Here is a 16,929-nt window from a genome sequence, read left to right as displayed (position 1 = left end):
GGGCGCCCATACTGAAGCAGTAGATTGCGCGAGTGTAGGAGAACTCGCGATTGTCGAACTCCGCTAGGCGGTGCCGAGGCCGCCAGAATGCAAGCGCCCTCAGCCTTCACTCAAGGGGAGTTAGTACCCCTAAACAAGCGTGCTGTAGGTATTGGTTTTTCGGAGGTCAGCACGCAGCAGCTTCTCTAGAGAGATGACCTTGCGGGGGTTTGTCGCGAGCCATACAAATCTGTAATCTTCTCGACCCATTAGTGCGGTAGTATGGCGCGCATAAGGTGGTCACAAGGGTGGATTGTATTACTCGGAAATTCCACAATTCATTGTTTTTATTATATTATTGTAAGAAGAATGGTGCCGGTGATAGGACTCGAACCTACGACCCCATCATTACGAATGACGTGCTCTACCAGCTGAGCTACACCGGCATTCTTCTGTTTTCGCGGCCTGACTACGACCGCAATCGACGCTTTTCGCTTTTCCCAACTCAGTGGCTTCAAACGTCAATCGTTGACGGAGCTGTTCGCCCCGGCGCGACTACCGAACCAGCAGAGCCTATGCGGCGACGCCGAGCGATCAGATAGCCGTTTGGCATTCAGTGCGCAAGACGGAATCAGGGCGGGTCTCTTCATCAGCATCAAGTATTATGCGTCGCCTTGGCCTATTGGTTCTGCCCGTGCTTGCGCTTTCTGTGGGCATGTGCGGCGCAAAGATCCGGTGCCGTCTCATCACGTTCAAGCCTCATACGGTGATAATCGCACCGCCTTACGCCGGGTAAAGCCTTGCGAAGTATGGTTTTTTAGCCTCAATCATATTCCTGCCAAATTTCTTGTATCGAAGTTCGGGCAGAGTCATAAGCCCTTAACCAGGGTGGGTGTAGACCGAACGGAAGTCGGTCCTAAAGGTGTTAACAAGTGGCGCGAATGTTCGCGTGAAGGTAAGTAGAACGTGGCAATTCTGGACAATGCAATCTGGCTCACAGGGGCCGGAGGAACCGCTGAGAGCGGAAGTACGGTCGTAACCGATGGCGACGAAAGCGTTACCGTCAACGGGACCTTTACGGGCAACTGGGATGCGAGCCAGGGCGGCAACAACATCTCGGAATTCGGTGCATTTTCGGTCACCAGTCCAATCACCGCCAGCTACGACTTCTCTCAACCTGTCGAAAACCTGACCTTCACCATCAACCATGTGAACGATGATGGTGGGTCGACATATGATGACAGCTGGACGATCGAGGCCTTCGATGAGAATGGCGATCCGATCTCTCCCACAGATATCATCGCGGGATTGACCGGCGTCGACGATGAATCCGTCACCGTCGTTGACGGAAAGGTTGTGATCGAGGCCGAGGGAACCAACGCAAACGACATCACCGTCAACATACCGGGACAGGTATCGCAGGTTGGTCTGACCTTTGGCCCCGGTCCGAACGGCAGCCTGAGCGGCGGGTCGGGCATCAGCGACCTGTCCTTCGATATTCCTCCTCCGGACGCGGACAGTGACGGGGTTGCTGACAATGAGGATCTGGATTCCGACAATGACGGCGTTCTGAACGTCGACGAAGGCTATAGCGTCACTCCCAGCACCATCACGATTGATTTTGATGGCGACGAATGGGCCGTCGATGACAACACGCGCTGGGAGCTTCTCGATCCCGACGGGAACGTGGTTGCAAGCGACGAGGATATTGATAGCGGGTCCAAGACCATTACCATCAGAGTGTCCGATCCAGGCGAATACACGTTTGTCGTCCGGGATAATTTTGGTGACGGGTTGGGCGGAAATGACCCCGCCGGCTATACCGTGACGGTGGACGGGACGGTTGTCGTGGGGCCGACCACCAACCCCGATTTCGGAACGTCCACGTCCCATACGTTTGACGTCACACCCACTGTCACCACCATTGACACCGATGGCGACGGCATCGCTGACCACCTCGATCTGGACAGCGACAATGACGGGATCACCGACAATGTCGAGGCCCAGCCCACATCCGGCTATGTTGCGCCCACCGGCACCGACAGTGATGGGGACGGTCTGGATGATGCCTATGAGGGTGCTGGCGACGAAGGCCTGACGTCCGTCGATACCGATGGCGATGGCACTGCCGACGTTGTCGATACCGACTCGGACAACGATGGGATCGACGATGTAGATGAGGCCGGTCACGGCGTCACGCAGGGGGCTATCGATGCATCGGGTGACGCGGATGGGGACGGTATCGCGGATGCGGTCGATGACGTCTCGGGCTGGGATTTCAACGACACAGACGTCACCGATACGGGTGAGTTCACTCTTGATGACACCGACAACGACGTTGCCTCGGACGGGTCTGATGCCAATCCTCCGACCAGCGACCTCAATTACCGGGACTCGGTGCCGTGCTACACTCCGGGCACCTTGATCATGACCGACCGTGGCGAGGTTCCGGTCGAGGACATCCGCCCTGGGGACATGGTGCTTACGGCGGACAACGGATTGCAGCCGGTGAAATGGGTCGGACAGCGGACCGTATCCGAGATCGAGCTGGCCCGGTTTCCCAATCTGCGCCCTGTCATCATTCGCAAGAACGCCTTTGGCAATAAACGTAGGATGCGGGTCTCGCCGCAACACGGGTTGATCGCGGGCGATCATGCATCGGATCACCTTATTCGCGCCAAACATGCCGCTGAGATTTTTGGAGGGAAGTTTGCGCGTGTGGATACCTCCCGTGAAAGTGTCACTTACATCCACATCATGTTTGATCGGCATGAGTTGATCTATGCCGAGGGCGCGATCTCGGAATCCTTCTACCCCGGGCCGATGGCGCTCCGCTCGCTTGAGGATCCGGCTCTGGATGAGCTGCTTTGCCTGTTCCCCGAGTTGAGGTCGGTCGCGTTTGAGAAAGGCTGCCCATCGGAACAATACGGCTCGCCTGCAAGAGAGTACCTGTTGCGAAGGCAGGCAAGGCGACTGCGTGCAGCGTGACACGGAGAAACTGGCCGCCGATTGACCAACGTTAATCGCATATAGTCCGCAAGACGCGGAACAGCTTGAGAGGTGCAGGGCACTCTTTGAGTTGCCAGCTTTGCGGCGGAAAGAACTGTCTCAGACGCGGAGGACGGGCCACCAGCAGGCCTACTGCCCTTCATACGTTATGAGCGATTTGATGTGGTCGGTCACAAAGCTCAGCGACATGCCGCATGCAACCTTTGGCAAGACGGCAATGTCGTATAGCTCCTGAACGGTGCCATCTATCCGGAACCAGGCGACGACCTCTTTTTTCTGCAAGTTGATGATCTGCAGCCCGCACCAGGCTTCGCTATCGGTCTCGGTGAGTTTGGCGTCCAGCGGCAGCCCTTCGAACCGTTCGTAGCGGGGCTTTGACAGCCCCACCAGGGCAAAGCCCTCGTGAAACGCCAGTCCACGTGCAAAACCCGGACAAAAGGCAATTTCCTCGAATGTTCCAACGCCGGTGCCGGCATCGCGCACGATGCGGCCCAACCGACCTGAACCGGACTCCAGCACATAAAGCTCGCCCCGATGCACCCGCGGCGAGTGCGGCATCGACAGGCCCTCGCAGACGATCTGATCGGTTCGAACATCGATCACCAGACCACCGCCCCGGCGGCGGTCTCTCCACCCGTCGATCGTGTCAGATTTACTGACGGCGGTGACATAGGCGGGCTGGCCGCCTTCCAGCGCCAGACCGTTCAGATGACACCGGTCTTCATCGGCGATTTTGGAGATGAACGAAGGCGTCCAGACCGGTTCAAAGCTGTGCTTGTCGGATATCGTCGCGAGGCAGTTAAACCTCGTGTTTACAAATACGATCCGGTCGTCATCGGTAACGGCCACGTCATGCGCATCCAGCACACCGGTCGTGTAGCTTTTGCGCGGCACGTAGCAGGCGTCAAACAACCTCTCTATACGCTGATCCGGGCGCAGGACGTTTTCGAACCGATGGATCTGAAACAGGGTGGCGAGCGTGATCGACCCGTCCTTGACGTCGATTCCCATCGCCTTTTCAAAAACCTGCTCGTTGATCATGATCCCGCCTTCGGGATTGCGTCCAAGCATGTAAAACCGGCCAGACTGATACGAGCTCAGGCAGATCGACAGATCATGCGTCGCCAGAAATGCCATCAGGGTCGGAGAGACCGAATACACAACCTGCGCATCCTCGGCAGGATCATTCGGTGCGGGCTGGGCAGAACCATCAGACTGTGGGGTGCCGTCCGTCATGCCATGCCTCGTCCGCTCAAAGGGCGTCGAAGGCGGCTGTGAAACCGGTCAGCGACACCGGAACGTCCAGTGTCTTGCCCCCGTCCAGCGTATAGAGCGAGACCTGTATCGTGCCGCTTTGCTTCATCTCTTCGACGATAGCCGGGCCAACGGTGATCGGAATCACACAGCCGAAATTCTGGCATGTCCGCATCGGCAGGTTCCAGCGTGGCCCGCCATCGATGGACAGCGAAATCCCCTTGGTGATGTCGAGGCCGAAGGGAACCACAACCACACCTGCCGCGCCGCCCTCTGGCCCGCGCTGCAACTCCATCCGCAACAACAAGCCGGGCTGGTTTTGCAGGTTCAGGCTCTGGCTCATTGCACATTGCCGCTGGCCCTCTGCCTCGGCGCAATTCACGGTCCAATTCTCAAACCGGGTTGAGGTGGTTTTGTCCGACTGCGCAAAAACCGGCCCCGACGCAACGATCAGGGGGAAGACAACGGACAGGAGTGCACTGAGTTTGCGGGTCATTCAGAACCGTATTTGCAGGCCCAGCGTGGCCTCCAGCGCATAGCTATCCCCGACATTCTCAAGACCTGTAAGATAGTTCAGTGATCCGGACACTTCGTATTTGTCATTCAGCAGCATACGGGCACCAAATCCCAGTTCAATACCGGTATCGTCAACACGCTCGTTGAAGTCGAACCCACCAACCGTCACCCGGGTCTCGGGGTCGAACTCTTGATACAGGTTGATCAGGCCGAAATACGTCCCGGTCCCGCTGTTTGTCGAAAACCATTTGTTTGCCGACACACCCAGCCGCGCCGTCAGGCTGTCCGCGTCATCGAATGTGACCTGATTGCCGGAGCTACCGGTGAATTCGTCAACGCTCAACGTGCTGTAAGCCAGTTGGGCCTGTGGGATCAGAACCAGCCCCGGTTTGACCTCGATTGGGCGACCAACTTCGACCGACGCCGAGATTTCGTCTGACTCGATGTCGTTCTGCGACAAGCCGGTCGACGGGTCGCTGGCGTCGCTCGAATTGCGCGCGTATTGAAGTTGGGTGTCCACATAAAACCCGCGGGTGTCCAGCCAGGTGGCGCTCAGATTGAGGCCCAGAGAGTCCGTGTCGACGTTGCCGCTGGCCGTGCCGGTCGTAACCGTGCTCGACGCGTCCCCATAGAAAACGCTCAGCCCGCCATAGAGCGTGCCGTTGGCGGCGTCGGACAGAATGGTATCCGCACCCACGGAGATCCTGTAGGCATCCGTGTCGATGCCAGTGATCCCGGCATCCGAAGACACCGGCACTATGTCGCTTCGTGTTCCGCTGATTTCAAACCATAGCGGGCTGTCCGGGTAAGACAGCACATTGCCGCTGGTTCCGAATTGCCGTGTCAGGCGTGTGACCGTTTCTTCGGCCGGAGCGACTGGCACACGCGCCCTTGTCCGGCTTTGGAAGCCTTGCAGGCGGTTCAGCGACATCAGCACTGTCGGCAACGCTTCGTAAGATGCGACCCCGGCCCCGGCCAGGATCGGGTTTCCGGCGCTATCCAGACTGGACAGGGCATGGGTTCCGGTGGTCGTCTGCACAAGGCGGTATCCAAATGGGCCAGCGGTCACGATCTGTTCGCCGTTGCCGTTCACGGTGTCGCCGTCCAGGGTGAAACTGCCCGTCGAGGTTCCGTTTACCTGAATGATTTCGATCCCGTTGATCGTCTGGGCCCCGGCCCCGCCGACATTGTTGATCGAAACCAGCGTGGTGCCCGATGCGTCCCCGGACACGACCAGCATGTCGGCGGCGGAACTGTCGTCCCCCAGCGACACGTCAAGCAGGACGGAGCCACCGCCCGTGAAATCCCCGTCGATGGTGACGATATCACCTGCCGCCCCGTTCTGTGTCGAGAGTGCCCCGCCGTTGCTGACGTTGCCCGTCAGGGTCGTTGCCCCTGAATTCAACTGAAGGATGCCGCCCGCCTGAGTGAATATCCCGGTCCCGGAACTGCCATCACCGACGGCCAGCGTGTTGTCGCTGAGGGTCAGAACTCCACCGCTGACGACCTCGAAGCGCTCGAAATTGGTCACGCTCGCCCCGTTGATCGCGCCGCTTGAGGCAAAGCGCAGAGTATCCACGAACCCATCGCCGCTCGAACTGTCATCGCCGCCGTCAAAACTGGTCACGCCGCTGAAATCGCCCCCGGCAAAGTTCAGAAGATCGCTGCCATCCCCCAGTTGGATGGCCCCGCTTACCACGGCCCCGGTGTTCACGGTGACCGTTGCATCATCGGCATCGTTTGTGATGGCCACGCCTGACGTCGAACTGACGTCGCTCCCCGCGTTCAGAGTGATCAGGGTGGTCGCGCCAGTATTGCCTTGCGTCGCGATCCCGGCGCCCGTCCCGCCGCGAACAGCGCCGGATGTGGTCACGGAGAGCACGCCTGACCCATAGTTCCGCGCGTCGATCCCATCCTCCGCACCGGCGACATCGCCGGTGGTAACCGTCAGATCTGTGCCGTCATTTAGTGCGATGATCCCGTCTGAGGTGCCTCCGGAAACCGCGCCGGTCGTTGTGACCGACAGGGCGCCAGTTCCCCTGTTTCGGGCCAGTATTCCGATCTGACCTCCGGACACATCGGTGGCGGAAACGCTCAGATCCGTACCGTAGTTGCGTGCGAACAGTCCAAATCGGTTGGTAGAGGTAACGGCCCCGGTGGCCGTAACGGACAGCGATCCGCTGCCGGAATTCTGGGCGTTGATGGCATCCTGATCGGTGCTGGTGACCGTGGCCGCCGTGATCGTCAGATCGGTGCCGGAATTGCGCGCGAAGATCCCGCTGCCCGCCGTCCCGGCAGCAGTCCCCGTCGTTGTGATCGTCAATGCGCCAGAGCCAAGGTTTTCCGCAAAAACACCCTGGTCGCCCCCACTGACATCCACCGCCGAGATTGTCAGATCGGTGCCGGCCGCCGTGTTGCGGGCGTAGATCCCGTCCGTGGAAGTGCCTGACACCGTTCCCGTCGAAGAAATCGACAGAGCGCCCGTGCCTTCGTTTTGGGCAAAAATCCCGTTTACGCCTCCGCTGACCGCAGCGGTGGTGATCGTCATGCCCGTGCCGTGGTTAAAGGCAATGATCCCGTCAGAGCTGCCGCCCGAAACCGCGCCGGTCGTTGTTAAAGTCAGCGCGCCGCTTCCCCTGTTTCGGGTCAGAATACCGATCTGTCCCCCGGACACGTCCGCGGCAGAGATGTTCAGATCCGTCCCGTAGTTGCGCGCGAACAGACCAAATCGGTTGGTAGACGTGACAGCCCCCGTCGCGGTGACGGACATGGACCCGGTTCCGGTGTTCTGGGCGTTGATGGCATCCTGATCGGTGCTGCTGACCGAAGCCGCCGAAATCGTCAGCTCCGTGCCGGAGTTGCGCGCAAAAATCCCCGCGCCGGTCCCGCCCGAGACGTCCCCCGTTGTAGTGATCGTCAAAGCACCGGCGCTGTTGTTCGTGGCAGAGATGCCCCTGTCAGCACCCGAAATCGTCGCGGCGTTGCCGTCCGTGAATGCCAGACCGCTCGAGGCCTCAAGGGTGAAGGCGCTGCCCGCTGACACGGTGTGACCAAACCCTGCCTGCGTCGTGACCGCCAGCGGCGTGGCCCCAGTCGAAATCGAGACGGTTGCATCCCCCGGCGAGGCTGCGCCCGAACACTCATACGTTCCCGGACCTGTGGCGGTGCAACTTCCACCATAAGCGCTGCGCCCGTAACCGGCCGCAACGGTGATCGCCAGCGAAGAGGAGAGTAAAAGGTGGGCCTTACAACGAAAGGCTGACTCGGATTTTGATCTGGGCACAGTGATAACAACAAGAAAATGATCGTACCCCTTCTTGATATAGTTAATGACAAATTTTTCCTAGTCGCATCTAGGACGAACCCCAGTAATTGTTGCCGAATGACGCTACTGCAGAGCGGCGGCTCAGTCGTTTTGCGGGATGGCGGCCACTAGGGCGCACGACTGCCGCACAACAGTCCAACCGATATGCTTGGCGGGATAAACCAATCCCGGACCGCAAAATCAGAGTGAGCCGTCTGACAAGACCGCTCCGGGGTTCATGATGCCACTCGAATCCAAAGCAGCCTTGGTCGCCACCGTGGCAGAGAGCTTTGCCGGATCTGCGTAACGCTCGAAATCGTCCGTTTTCGCCTGACCAATCGAAAGTTCTGCCGAGAACGTGCCTTCGTTGTCGCTGCTTTGTTTCTGCGCTTCGAGAGCATGAAATCCAGCGTCTTGTCGTATTTGTCGACCGCGTGGCAAAGAGACACCACTCGCCCTTCACTTTGACGTGCGTTTCGTCCATCCGCCAGAAAAGGTCGCGGCTCTGCTTCCGACGGCATGCCTTGCTGGCAACCAGCGGAGCATATTCGGCAATCCAACGGTTGAGCGTAACAATATCAACTCGCACGCCCCGCTCCGCCAGGATTTCTTCCCAACCCCGGCTCAACACTGGACATCTTGGATGGAAGAACATCGCCCAGGATCGCTTCTAGCGGCAGATGTGCGCCTTTCTTTTAATGCAGATTTGCCAGATCCGGGTGCTTGTAAGCCTCGGGATACTTCATGAGTTTGAACGGGCCCAGAGGGATAACACCGTTCCAGCTTCGGCCAAAGTATCCTTGCCGACAGTGATCCAGTGAGTTGCTGTCTGCCACACCCGGCATAGCATAAACACGGCAAAGCCAGCGCCAGAGATGCGGATAGTCGAGGATCTTGCCACCATTCAGCTTGGTACGGCATTGCCAAGTTGATTGCCCGCGGTTGAAAAGAGCCGTGGACGGCGCGGTCAAGCGGTCAACTCTAGGGCATAGTCATTCAAAAAATCGTGCGCATCCGATCGGGCGTGGTGGTAGGAGATGGCGGAGAGGCGATAGCGGCCGGGTCGGAACATGGTGTTGATCGGGTCGTAAGCGGATGGGAACCTTTGCGCCTGTCTCGGAGATTTGAAGCGGCCCATCAGCTTCTCGCGTTTTCGGGTCGGCCGGTGCGATCCTTCAGCCCCATTGTTCAACCCCTGTGCGCCCGGTGGTCGGCGTCCGGACATAGTTCTCTGATCGGCTTGACGTAGCTGCGCAGCTTGTCCACTGCCCGACAGTGCATTGCGTAGCAATGTCACGACAGGGGGTGACGATGACACGCGGTTCGCCGAACCGGCCGATCAGTCGCTTCAGAAAACGCCTGGCGGCTTTCGCATTGCGTTACCTCTGCACCGGGATGTCGAGCACGTTGCCATTGGCATCAACCGCTCGCAAGAGCCAATACCTTTCACTGCCCATCGAGATGACAGCCTCGTCCAGGTGCCACTTGTCTGCAACCGCAGACCGGTCGCACCTGATGCAATCGGCGAAATGGCGGCCAAAACGGTTGATCCATTGCCTGACACTTTCCCGACTGACTGTCACGCCACGCTCATCGAGCAGATCCTCAACGTCAGCCGTGCTGAGCGCGAACCGGTGATACGCCCAAACCGCGTAGACGATGATTTCACGAGGAAAACGGAAGCCCTTCAGGCGTGGCATGGTCATCGGTCTCTTCATCCGCGTCGGTTAGCCTAGGCATTGGCGGGGAACAACCTGGCAATGCCGGTCATGCTCGGTCAGAGCAGCAATCAGGGCTGACCGGCGCGGTCTTCGATCTTCATGTGCTCAAGCTCGGCGTTACGAGGGTAGAACGAGCCGGCTAGTGGGTTGAACTGAAGCCGCGCATCGCGCGGCTTGAGGCGTGAAGCATCAGGATCGAAACCTCACCCAGATGGCCGTTTAGATGCAGTTCGGCCACTTGCTGAACCAAGCCACCCACAAACGGCCGCATCAAATGCGTTGCCTCAGATTTCCAGCATCCGCATCGCGGTCTGACTGGCGAGCCAATGGGTTGACGCCGCAATGCTTAAATGGCCGGTGATGTCGGACCGGGTGGTAAACTCCATGTCACTTCCTTTCCGCTGGCAGCAGATATTAGGCCCAGAAGATAATGAGAAATAATAACAATAGTACAGTCCAATCTTAACTTTTATTATGACTCACATTCGGCCACAAACCGGAACGCCCTCTCTTGTGCGGCGAGTGCGTCGGCGACCAGTTGCCGTTGCATGGCCTGGACCAACCGCGAATGCGATCTGTGCCGGGGCGCCATGATCACAATGTTGAACGCGATATTTTGTCCTATTGGCCGAACACAGACGGTGTCGGACGGGCGTTCCAGCGCCGTCATGACGTCAACGATGGCGACCCCGGCCCCGTTCATCGCCAGTTCCAGCGCCGTCTGAGTTGTAAACACCTCCAACCTGCGTTTCTGGGCCGAGATTAGCTGCGCCAGAGGCTGCGGCAAAGCAAGATGCAGCGGGTCAAAATTGGACGGCGCGATAAGGTCGTGACCCGCCAGATCTTCGATCTCGATACGCTTCCGGGCGCCCAGGGGATGTCCGCGCGGACATACGCAGACCAGCGGCAATTGTAAGAGCGGTGTCTGAATAACGCCAAGTTCATCCTTGCGAAACAGGCCCAAACCAAGATCGGAGCGTCCGGCGGCAACCGATCTGGCAATCCAGTCGGTGCTGCGCGCCACCAGCGAGAGCGACACATCCGGCCGGTCACGCAGAAAATCGGCCACGGTGCGCGGTAGCCAACCCTGGGACAACAGCGGCATGGTGGCCACACTCAGCATTCCCCGCCGGCTTTCACGCAGGTCTTCGGCAAACCGATCCAGTTGATCGAGACCGCGGTAGAGCATTTCGACCTGCTCAAACAGCGCCATCGCCTCATCCGTAGGATGCAGCCGGTTTCCACTCCGGCGGAAGAGAGTGAAACCCACGTTATCTTCGAGCAGGCGCATCTGTTTGCTGATGGCGGGCTGGCTGACATGCAGACGTTTGGCGGTTTCGGTCACCGACCCGGTCAGCATAACCAGACGGAATATCTCGACTTGTCGTGCGTTCATAACTTTTTCTCAGTTTGGTCGAACAAGAAGTTATTTGAGATTATACCTAAAGAGTCGCAAGCTGCCAGGCAACTCCGATGATACGCGAAAACTCTCATGCATGAGCTTGCCCAGGAATTGTCCGTACCGGCCCAGACATCCGGCCACTGGCCCGATGAACTGGCGTTTGAAGCGGCTGAACTCACCGGACGGCTGGCCATGGTCCAGGCGAACCTGTCGGAACAGGGTCTGCGTGGAGCCCTTTTGTTCGATCCTGAAAATATGTTTTGGCTGACCGGCTTTCAGACCATTGGGTACTTTACCTTCCAATGCATGTTCGTCCCCGCAAAGGGGCTGCCCACAGTCATCACCCGGGTGGTCAATCGCGACATGGCATTGGCGCTGCCAACCATCGGCTGCGTCGAGGCGGTGTTCGACACGCAGGATCATGTTGAAGTTCTGTGTGCGTTTCTGAGCCGGTTCGGATCGGACCGGGTCGGGCTGGAAACCAGTTCGCGCTATCTGAATGTGCGCGACTATCGCCGCCTGCTGGAAATGTCCTCCGTCACTTTCAGCGATTGGGACGGGGTCATCGAACGTCAGCGCCGGGTCAAGGCACCGGCGCAGATCGCCCGGATGCGGCAAGCCGCGCGGGCCGTTGAGGCAGGCATGGATGCGGCCCTGAAGACCATCGCGCCCGGGCGCAGGGACAACGACGTTGCGGCGGCTCTGTATCAGGGGTCGATCGCGGCGGGCAGCGAATATATCGGACACCCGCCCATGGTGGTCAGCGGCAAGCGCTCTGCGCTGTGTTTTGCCTTGTGGAAACGCAAGGTTATCGAGCGCGGCGATGTTGTGCTGCTGGAGGGTGCGGGCTGCATCGACCGCTATCACGTGATGATGGCGCGTTCGGCGGTTGTCGGCAAACCCACCGATGAACAAAAGGCCACCGCCGAGGCCCTGACGGGCATTCTCGAAACCGCCATCGAGACCATCAAGCCCGGTGAAACGGCCGGGGCAATCGACCACCGCTGCCGTGCTGGAATCGAGAAACTGGGGTTGGGTAAATACTTCAAAAGCCGCGTCGCCTATGGAATCGGCATCGGCTTTCCGCCCAACTGGGCCGAGGGGCATATCTACGCCATCCGCCCCGATGATCCGATGGTGATCGAAGAGAACATGACCTTTCACATCATTCCGACCATGTTCCGCGAGGATTTTGGCATGGCCATAAGCGACAGCGTCCGCGTCACGGCAACCGGCTGTGAGGTGTTGACGCAGTATCCCCGCGATCTGGTGATCGTGGACTGAGCAAACATGAAGACCAGAGGGAGACCAACATGTTTCGAACCATCCTGAAAACCGGTGCCGCCGCCCTTGCGGTTTCCTCGGCCGCGACCTTGGCACATGCGGGCGAAAAATGGGACATGCCCGCCGCCTATTCGGGCAAGAATTTCATCTCGCAGGCCTATATCGCCTTTGCCGAGGACGTCACCGCTCAGTCCGGCGGCGCGCTGGAGATCGTCGTGCACCCGGCTGGCTCGCTTTACAAAGGGTCCGAGATCCTGCGAGCTGTTCGCTCCGGACAGGTCCCGATTGGCGGGCGCTACATGGGCGCCCACGCCAAGGAAGACCCGATTTTCGGTCTGGACACGGTCCCGTTTGTCGCCACCAACTTCGATGAGGCATGGGGGCTTTATCAGGCGTCGAGACCCGCAATCGAAGCGGCGTTGGAAGAGCGTGGCATGAAACTCCTGTTTATGCCGGTTTGGCCGCCGCAGGGGCTTTTTTCGTCCAATCCCATCACTTCGATGGAAGATATGGAGGGCTCCAAGTTCCGCGCTGCGGATGCCAACACATCGCGGCTGGCGGTGCTGATGGGGGCCACACCTACTAAGACCGAGGCAACTGAGATCAGCCAGGCCTTCTCGACCGGTGTCGCTGACAGCATGATGGGCTCAGGCGCGATCGGTGTGTTCCAGAAGATGTGGGATTATGTGGATCATTTCTACACCGTGAACGCATGGATGCCGAAAAGCGCTGTAATCGTCAATCTGGACGCCTGGAACGGTCTGGACGAAGCCACGCAGAAAGTGGTCATGGATGCCGCCGCCAAGGCCGAAGCCGATGTCTGGGCAGCCGTCGCCGATGTGACGGAAGGCTACAACAAGACCATGGCGGAAAACGGCATGACCGTGGCCGAACCCTCGGCCCAGCTTGCGGCGTCGTTCCAGGAAATCGGCATCACCATGGCTCAAGAATGGGCGGACAATGCCGGTGAAGCCGGGGCGGCAGCGCTCAAGGCTTATCAAGCGGCGAAATAGCAACCCATTCACGAAACCAACTGGCGGGGCGGTATGGATCGCCCTGCTCAAAAGGTCGGAGGTTTCATGCAGGAACTGATCGGACAAGTCATCGCAATTATCAGCCGCGCCTGCGGCGCCCTGGCCGCTTTGGCGATCCTCATTCTGACCGGGCTGGTGATCACCAGTGTTGTAAGCCGCGCGCTTGGAATCTACGTCCCGGGCCTCACCGACTATGCGGCCTACTGCCTGGCCTGTGCCGGAGCCATGGGTATGGCTTACACCTTTGGGCAGCACGGCCATATCCGGGTTGAGATGATCGTCGATCACCTACCCTCGGGCCCACGATACTTGGTCGAGGTTTTGATCCTGGCCATTTCCGCGGCGATGACTTGTTATCTGGCTTACTACCTTGTTCGCATGACCCACACCTCGTGGCTCTACGAAGACCGCAGTGATGGCTCGGACGAGGTTCTTGTCTGGATTCCGCAGGCGCCGTTTGCCTTTGGATTCTGCCTGTTTGCCGTCGTTCTGGTGCTGGCACTGGTCCGGGCGGTGATCAGGCGCGACCTGCAGGGCCTTGCGGCCGAGCACAAATCCGAAAGCTGGGAATGAACCATGGCCGAGACAACGCTTGCAGTTTTGATGATTGTCGCCCTTCTGGGTCTGTTGGCCTTGGGTGTCTGGATCGGGTTGGCCCTGATGGGAGTCGGGTTCATTGCAATGGCGCTGTATACCTCGCGTCCGGTTGGCGATGCCCTGGCCACCACTGTCTGGAGCCACTCTGCGCTGTGGGGGCTTGCTTCGCTGCCGCTGTTCATCTGGATGGGGGAAATTCTGTTCCGATCCCGGCTCTCGCAGGGGCTATTCAACGGGCTGTCGCCGCTGATGCGGCATCTGCCGGGTGGCCTGATCCACGTGAATATCGTGGGTTGCGCCACGTTTGCCGCCATCTCGGGCTCTTCCGCCGCGACGCTGGCGACCATCGGCAAGATCACCGTGCCCGAACTTAAAAAACGCGGCTATCCCGACAAAATGGCCTATGGAACACTGGCAGGCGCCTCGACCCTTGGGCTACTGATCCCGCCTTCGATCATCATGATTGTTTACGGCGTGACGGCACAGGAATCGATAACGCGCCTGTTCATGGCGGGGATTTTCCCCGGGCTGATGCTTGCCGTCCTGTTCATGGGTTACATCATCGTCTGGGGGTTGCTGAATTCCGAAGGCCGCGCCATGCGCGAAACTCGTGCCTCGTGGACTGAACGTGGGCAGGGCATACTCAAACTGGCGCCCGTCGTCGGGCTAATTTTGATTGTGATCGGTTCGATCTACGCGGGCATCGCCTCGCCAACCGAGGCGGCGGTGCTGGGCGTATTGGGGGCGCTGCTGCTCTCCACCCTTGAGCGGTCCCTGAGCTGGCAAAGCTTTGTCGACGGGTTGATGGGAGCGACCAAGACCACCGCGATGATCATGTTGCTGGTGGCCGGGTCGGCCTTTCTGACTCTGGCAATGGGGTTCACCGGACTGCCGCGCGCGCTGGCCGAGTGGATCGGCGGCATGGGGCTGAGCCCCTGGATGCTGATCGCCGCGCTCACTGTGTTCTATGTGGTGCTTGGGTTCTTCCTTGACGGGATTTCCTCGATCGTGTTGACGATGGCGGTTGTCGAACCTTTGGTGCGCGGCGCAGGTATCGACATGATCTGGTTTGGCATCTTCGTGGTACTGGTCGCCGAGATGGCCATGATCACACCGCCAGTGGGCTTCAATCTCTTTCTGGTACAGAGCATGACCGGCCGCGATCTGGGCTTTATCGCGCGCTCGGCCCTGCCAATGTTCCTGCTGATGGTGGTGGGCGTGGTCTTACTGACGTTGTTCCCGCAGCTTGCACTATGGCTGCCCGAATACCTTACATCGAAAGGGTAGTGCGATGCCCCGCCAGATTTTGATCGCCATAGACATACTGGACGAGGACTGCTGGCAGCAGCTTTTGCCGGAAGTGCGAGGGCTGGCCACGCCGGGCATACGGGTGCATCTGATGCATGTGGTGCCGGAACAAAAGGCCCTCAGTCCCCTCGCACAGTTTATTCCCGAGGGGTTTGAAGACGCCCATCGGGCAGAAAGCCACAAGACGCTGGAGTCCCTGGCTGCTGATCTTCCCGAGGGTACGGACGTGCATTTCCACCTCCGCAGCGGAAATGTGTATGTCAAGGTACTGGACGCGGCTCGCGAAATGGGCGCCGACCTCATCGTCGTCGGCTCACAGAGCCGCGATTTGCGTGACTATCTGATTGGTCCCAAGGCAGCCCGCATCGTGCGTCATGCTGATTGCTCCGTCCTTGTTGTGCGCGACAAAGGGTGACCTGTGTTCCTGTACCAAATCTATCCTGATCGACCTGAATGACTGAGTTGCTCATCCTTGCCGCAGGTCTCGGTCTGGCCGGTGTATTGTCGGGGTTCCTGGCCGGGCTGTTCGGCATCGGTGGAGGGGCGATCCTGGTTCCGATCCTGATCACCGTTTTCCCCTATCTTGGTATAAACCCGGACGTCGTTGCCCATATGGCGGTGGGAACTTCGCTAGCTATCATCATTCCCACGGCTGTGCGGTCTTATCGCTCACACCGCAGCAAGGGTGCCGGGAATGCGGATTTGTTGCGGGCATGGGTTTTCTGGGTCCCGTTCGGCGTTGTGATTGCGTCGCTGATTGTCGGCGGCGTGTCCGGCGACGTACTGCGTGCCGTTTTCGCTGCCATCGCACTGATCATCGCGATCAAGATGCTGTTCAATCGGGCAAGCTGGACGCTGGCCGACCACCTGCCGCCAAGGCCAGTCACCAACGGCGTAGGTTTTGGCATCGGGTTTCTGTCCACGTTCATGGGGATCGGAGGAGGCAATCTCAACAACCTGTTCATGACCAGCTTCGGTCAGCCGATCCATCAGGCGGTAGCGACCTCGGCGGGTCTGGGAGTGCTGATCGCGATCCCGGCGACATTGGGTTACGCATATGCTGGCTGGGGGCTGGCTACACTGCCACCCTGGACGTTGGGCTATGTTCACCTGTTGGGTGCCGCGCTGGTCACACCATTTTCGATGCTGGCGGCACCCTATGGCGCACGTTTCGCGCACAACTTGTCACCCCGCAGGCTGGAGATTACATTTGGTATCTTTCTTCTGGTCGTCATCGTCAGAATGATGACTGATGTCATCGCCTGATCAAATGAAGCCATTTGTGTTGGTGACCGCTCGGTTTTCATCGTTAAAGGAAGTCGCAAACAGTCCTTGTACGTTGCAATGTCTGCCATAACAGGACCCACCTTCATTAGAAGAAAACGCAGTGTTTGTTCTAAAGGCTCACTCCCGTCCGGCCCAATACTGCCATTCACAACCGCTTTGGTCGCCGCAGCGCAGTTCCTTAGGGTCAGGATGCATTGATTTTCGCTGCTCTGCGTGATTCACGGCTCGGAAAAC

Annotated in this window: 12 protein-coding genes, 1 tRNA gene and 3 pseudogenes; 7 read left to right on the top strand and 9 right to left on the bottom strand. The window is 58.9% G+C overall.

Annotated features, from left to right (window positions below; genetic code table 11):
* Positions 1-349 precede the first annotated feature (349 nt).
* A tRNA-Thr gene (locus tag GOX53_RS23265) sits at positions 350-425 on the bottom strand.
* Between the two features lie 520 nt (positions 426-945).
* Here GOX53_RS23265 and GOX53_RS23260 point away from each other — a divergent pair.
* Complete coding sequence (locus GOX53_RS23260; RefSeq protein WP_171180653.1) at positions 946-2,967, top strand: Hint domain-containing protein; 2,022 nt, start codon at positions 946-948, stop codon at positions 2,965-2,967.
* Between the two features lie 150 nt (positions 2,968-3,117).
* On the opposite strand, the gene GOX53_RS23255 is transcribed toward GOX53_RS23260, so the two are convergent.
* The 8 genes and pseudogenes from GOX53_RS23255 to GOX53_RS23220 all read right to left on the bottom strand — a co-directional run bounded on the left by GOX53_RS23255 (position 3,118) and on the right by GOX53_RS23220 (position 11,179).
* Entirely contained in the window at positions 3,118-4,224 is a 1,107-nt protein-coding gene (locus tag GOX53_RS23255; RefSeq protein ID WP_171180652.1) for a TIGR03032 family protein, read from the bottom strand.
* Between the two features lie 16 nt (positions 4,225-4,240).
* Complete coding sequence (locus tag GOX53_RS23250; protein WP_171180651.1) at positions 4,241-4,738, bottom strand: invasion associated locus B family protein; 498 nt, start codon at positions 4,736-4,738, stop codon at positions 4,241-4,243.
* Positions 4,739-7,801, bottom strand: coding sequence for an autotransporter outer membrane beta-barrel domain-containing protein (locus tag GOX53_RS23245; RefSeq protein WP_171180650.1), 3,063 nt, complete (start codon positions 7,799-7,801; stop codon positions 4,739-4,741).
* A 462-nt stretch (positions 7,802-8,263) separates the two neighbouring features.
* Positions 8,264-8,425 (bottom strand): annotated as a pseudogene (locus GOX53_RS23240) (FAD-linked oxidase C-terminal domain-containing protein); the annotation flags it as partial.
* Positions 8,413-8,742: pseudogene (locus GOX53_RS29910) on the bottom strand (DDE-type integrase/transposase/recombinase); the annotation flags it as partial. The pseudogenes GOX53_RS29910 and GOX53_RS23240, both read right to left, overlap by 13 nt.
* A gap of 15 nt (positions 8,743-8,757) precedes the next feature.
* Positions 8,758-9,033, bottom strand: coding sequence for a hypothetical protein (locus tag GOX53_RS23235; RefSeq protein ID WP_254446715.1), 276 nt, complete (start codon positions 9,031-9,033; stop codon positions 8,758-8,760).
* A pseudogene (locus GOX53_RS23230) lies at positions 9,030-9,780 on the bottom strand (IS6 family transposase). The gene GOX53_RS23235 and the pseudogene GOX53_RS23230 overlap by 4 nt, the downstream one beginning before the upstream one ends.
* 475 nt (positions 9,781-10,255) lie before the next feature.
* Positions 10,256-11,179, bottom strand: a complete 924-nt coding sequence (locus GOX53_RS23220; protein ID WP_171180648.1) for a LysR substrate-binding domain-containing protein — start codon at positions 11,177-11,179, stop codon at positions 10,256-10,258.
* Positions 11,180-11,275: 96 nt separating this feature from the next.
* Here GOX53_RS23220 and GOX53_RS23215 point away from each other — a divergent pair, with 96 nt between their 5' ends.
* From GOX53_RS23215 to GOX53_RS23190, 6 genes are all read left to right on the top strand, one after another.
* Positions 11,276-12,469, top strand: coding sequence for a Xaa-Pro peptidase family protein (locus GOX53_RS23215; protein ID WP_171180647.1), 1,194 nt, complete (start codon positions 11,276-11,278; stop codon positions 12,467-12,469).
* Positions 12,470-12,498: 29 nt separating this feature from the next.
* On the top strand, positions 12,499-13,482 hold the full coding sequence (locus GOX53_RS23210) for a TRAP transporter substrate-binding protein (protein WP_171180646.1): 984 nt from the start codon (positions 12,499-12,501) through the stop codon (positions 13,480-13,482).
* 66 nt (positions 13,483-13,548) lie between these two features.
* Positions 13,549-14,076: a TRAP transporter small permease gene (locus tag GOX53_RS23205; RefSeq protein WP_171180644.1), complete on the top strand. Its 528-nt coding sequence runs from the start codon at positions 13,549-13,551 to the stop codon at positions 14,074-14,076.
* Between the two features lie 3 nt (positions 14,077-14,079).
* Positions 14,080-15,387, top strand: coding sequence for a TRAP transporter large permease (locus GOX53_RS23200; protein WP_171180642.1), 1,308 nt, complete (start codon positions 14,080-14,082; stop codon positions 15,385-15,387).
* A 4-nt stretch (positions 15,388-15,391) separates the two neighbouring features.
* Positions 15,392-15,823 (top strand): universal stress protein, encoded by a 432-nt coding sequence (locus tag GOX53_RS23195; RefSeq protein WP_171180640.1) that lies wholly within the window; start codon positions 15,392-15,394, stop codon positions 15,821-15,823.
* Positions 15,824-15,861: 38 nt separating this feature from the next.
* Positions 15,862-16,674, top strand: coding sequence for a sulfite exporter TauE/SafE family protein (locus GOX53_RS23190; protein ID WP_171180638.1), 813 nt, complete (start codon positions 15,862-15,864; stop codon positions 16,672-16,674).
* Positions 16,675-16,929 lie beyond the last annotated feature (255 nt).

It is taken from the genome of Ruegeria sp. HKCCD8929 (assembly GCF_013031405.1).
In the GTDB taxonomy this organism is placed as follows: Bacteria; Pseudomonadota; Alphaproteobacteria; order Rhodobacterales; family Rhodobacteraceae; genus Ruegeria.
The sequence above is the reverse complement of the archived record's forward strand: the minus strand, read 5'-3'. Positions and strand labels throughout refer to the sequence as shown.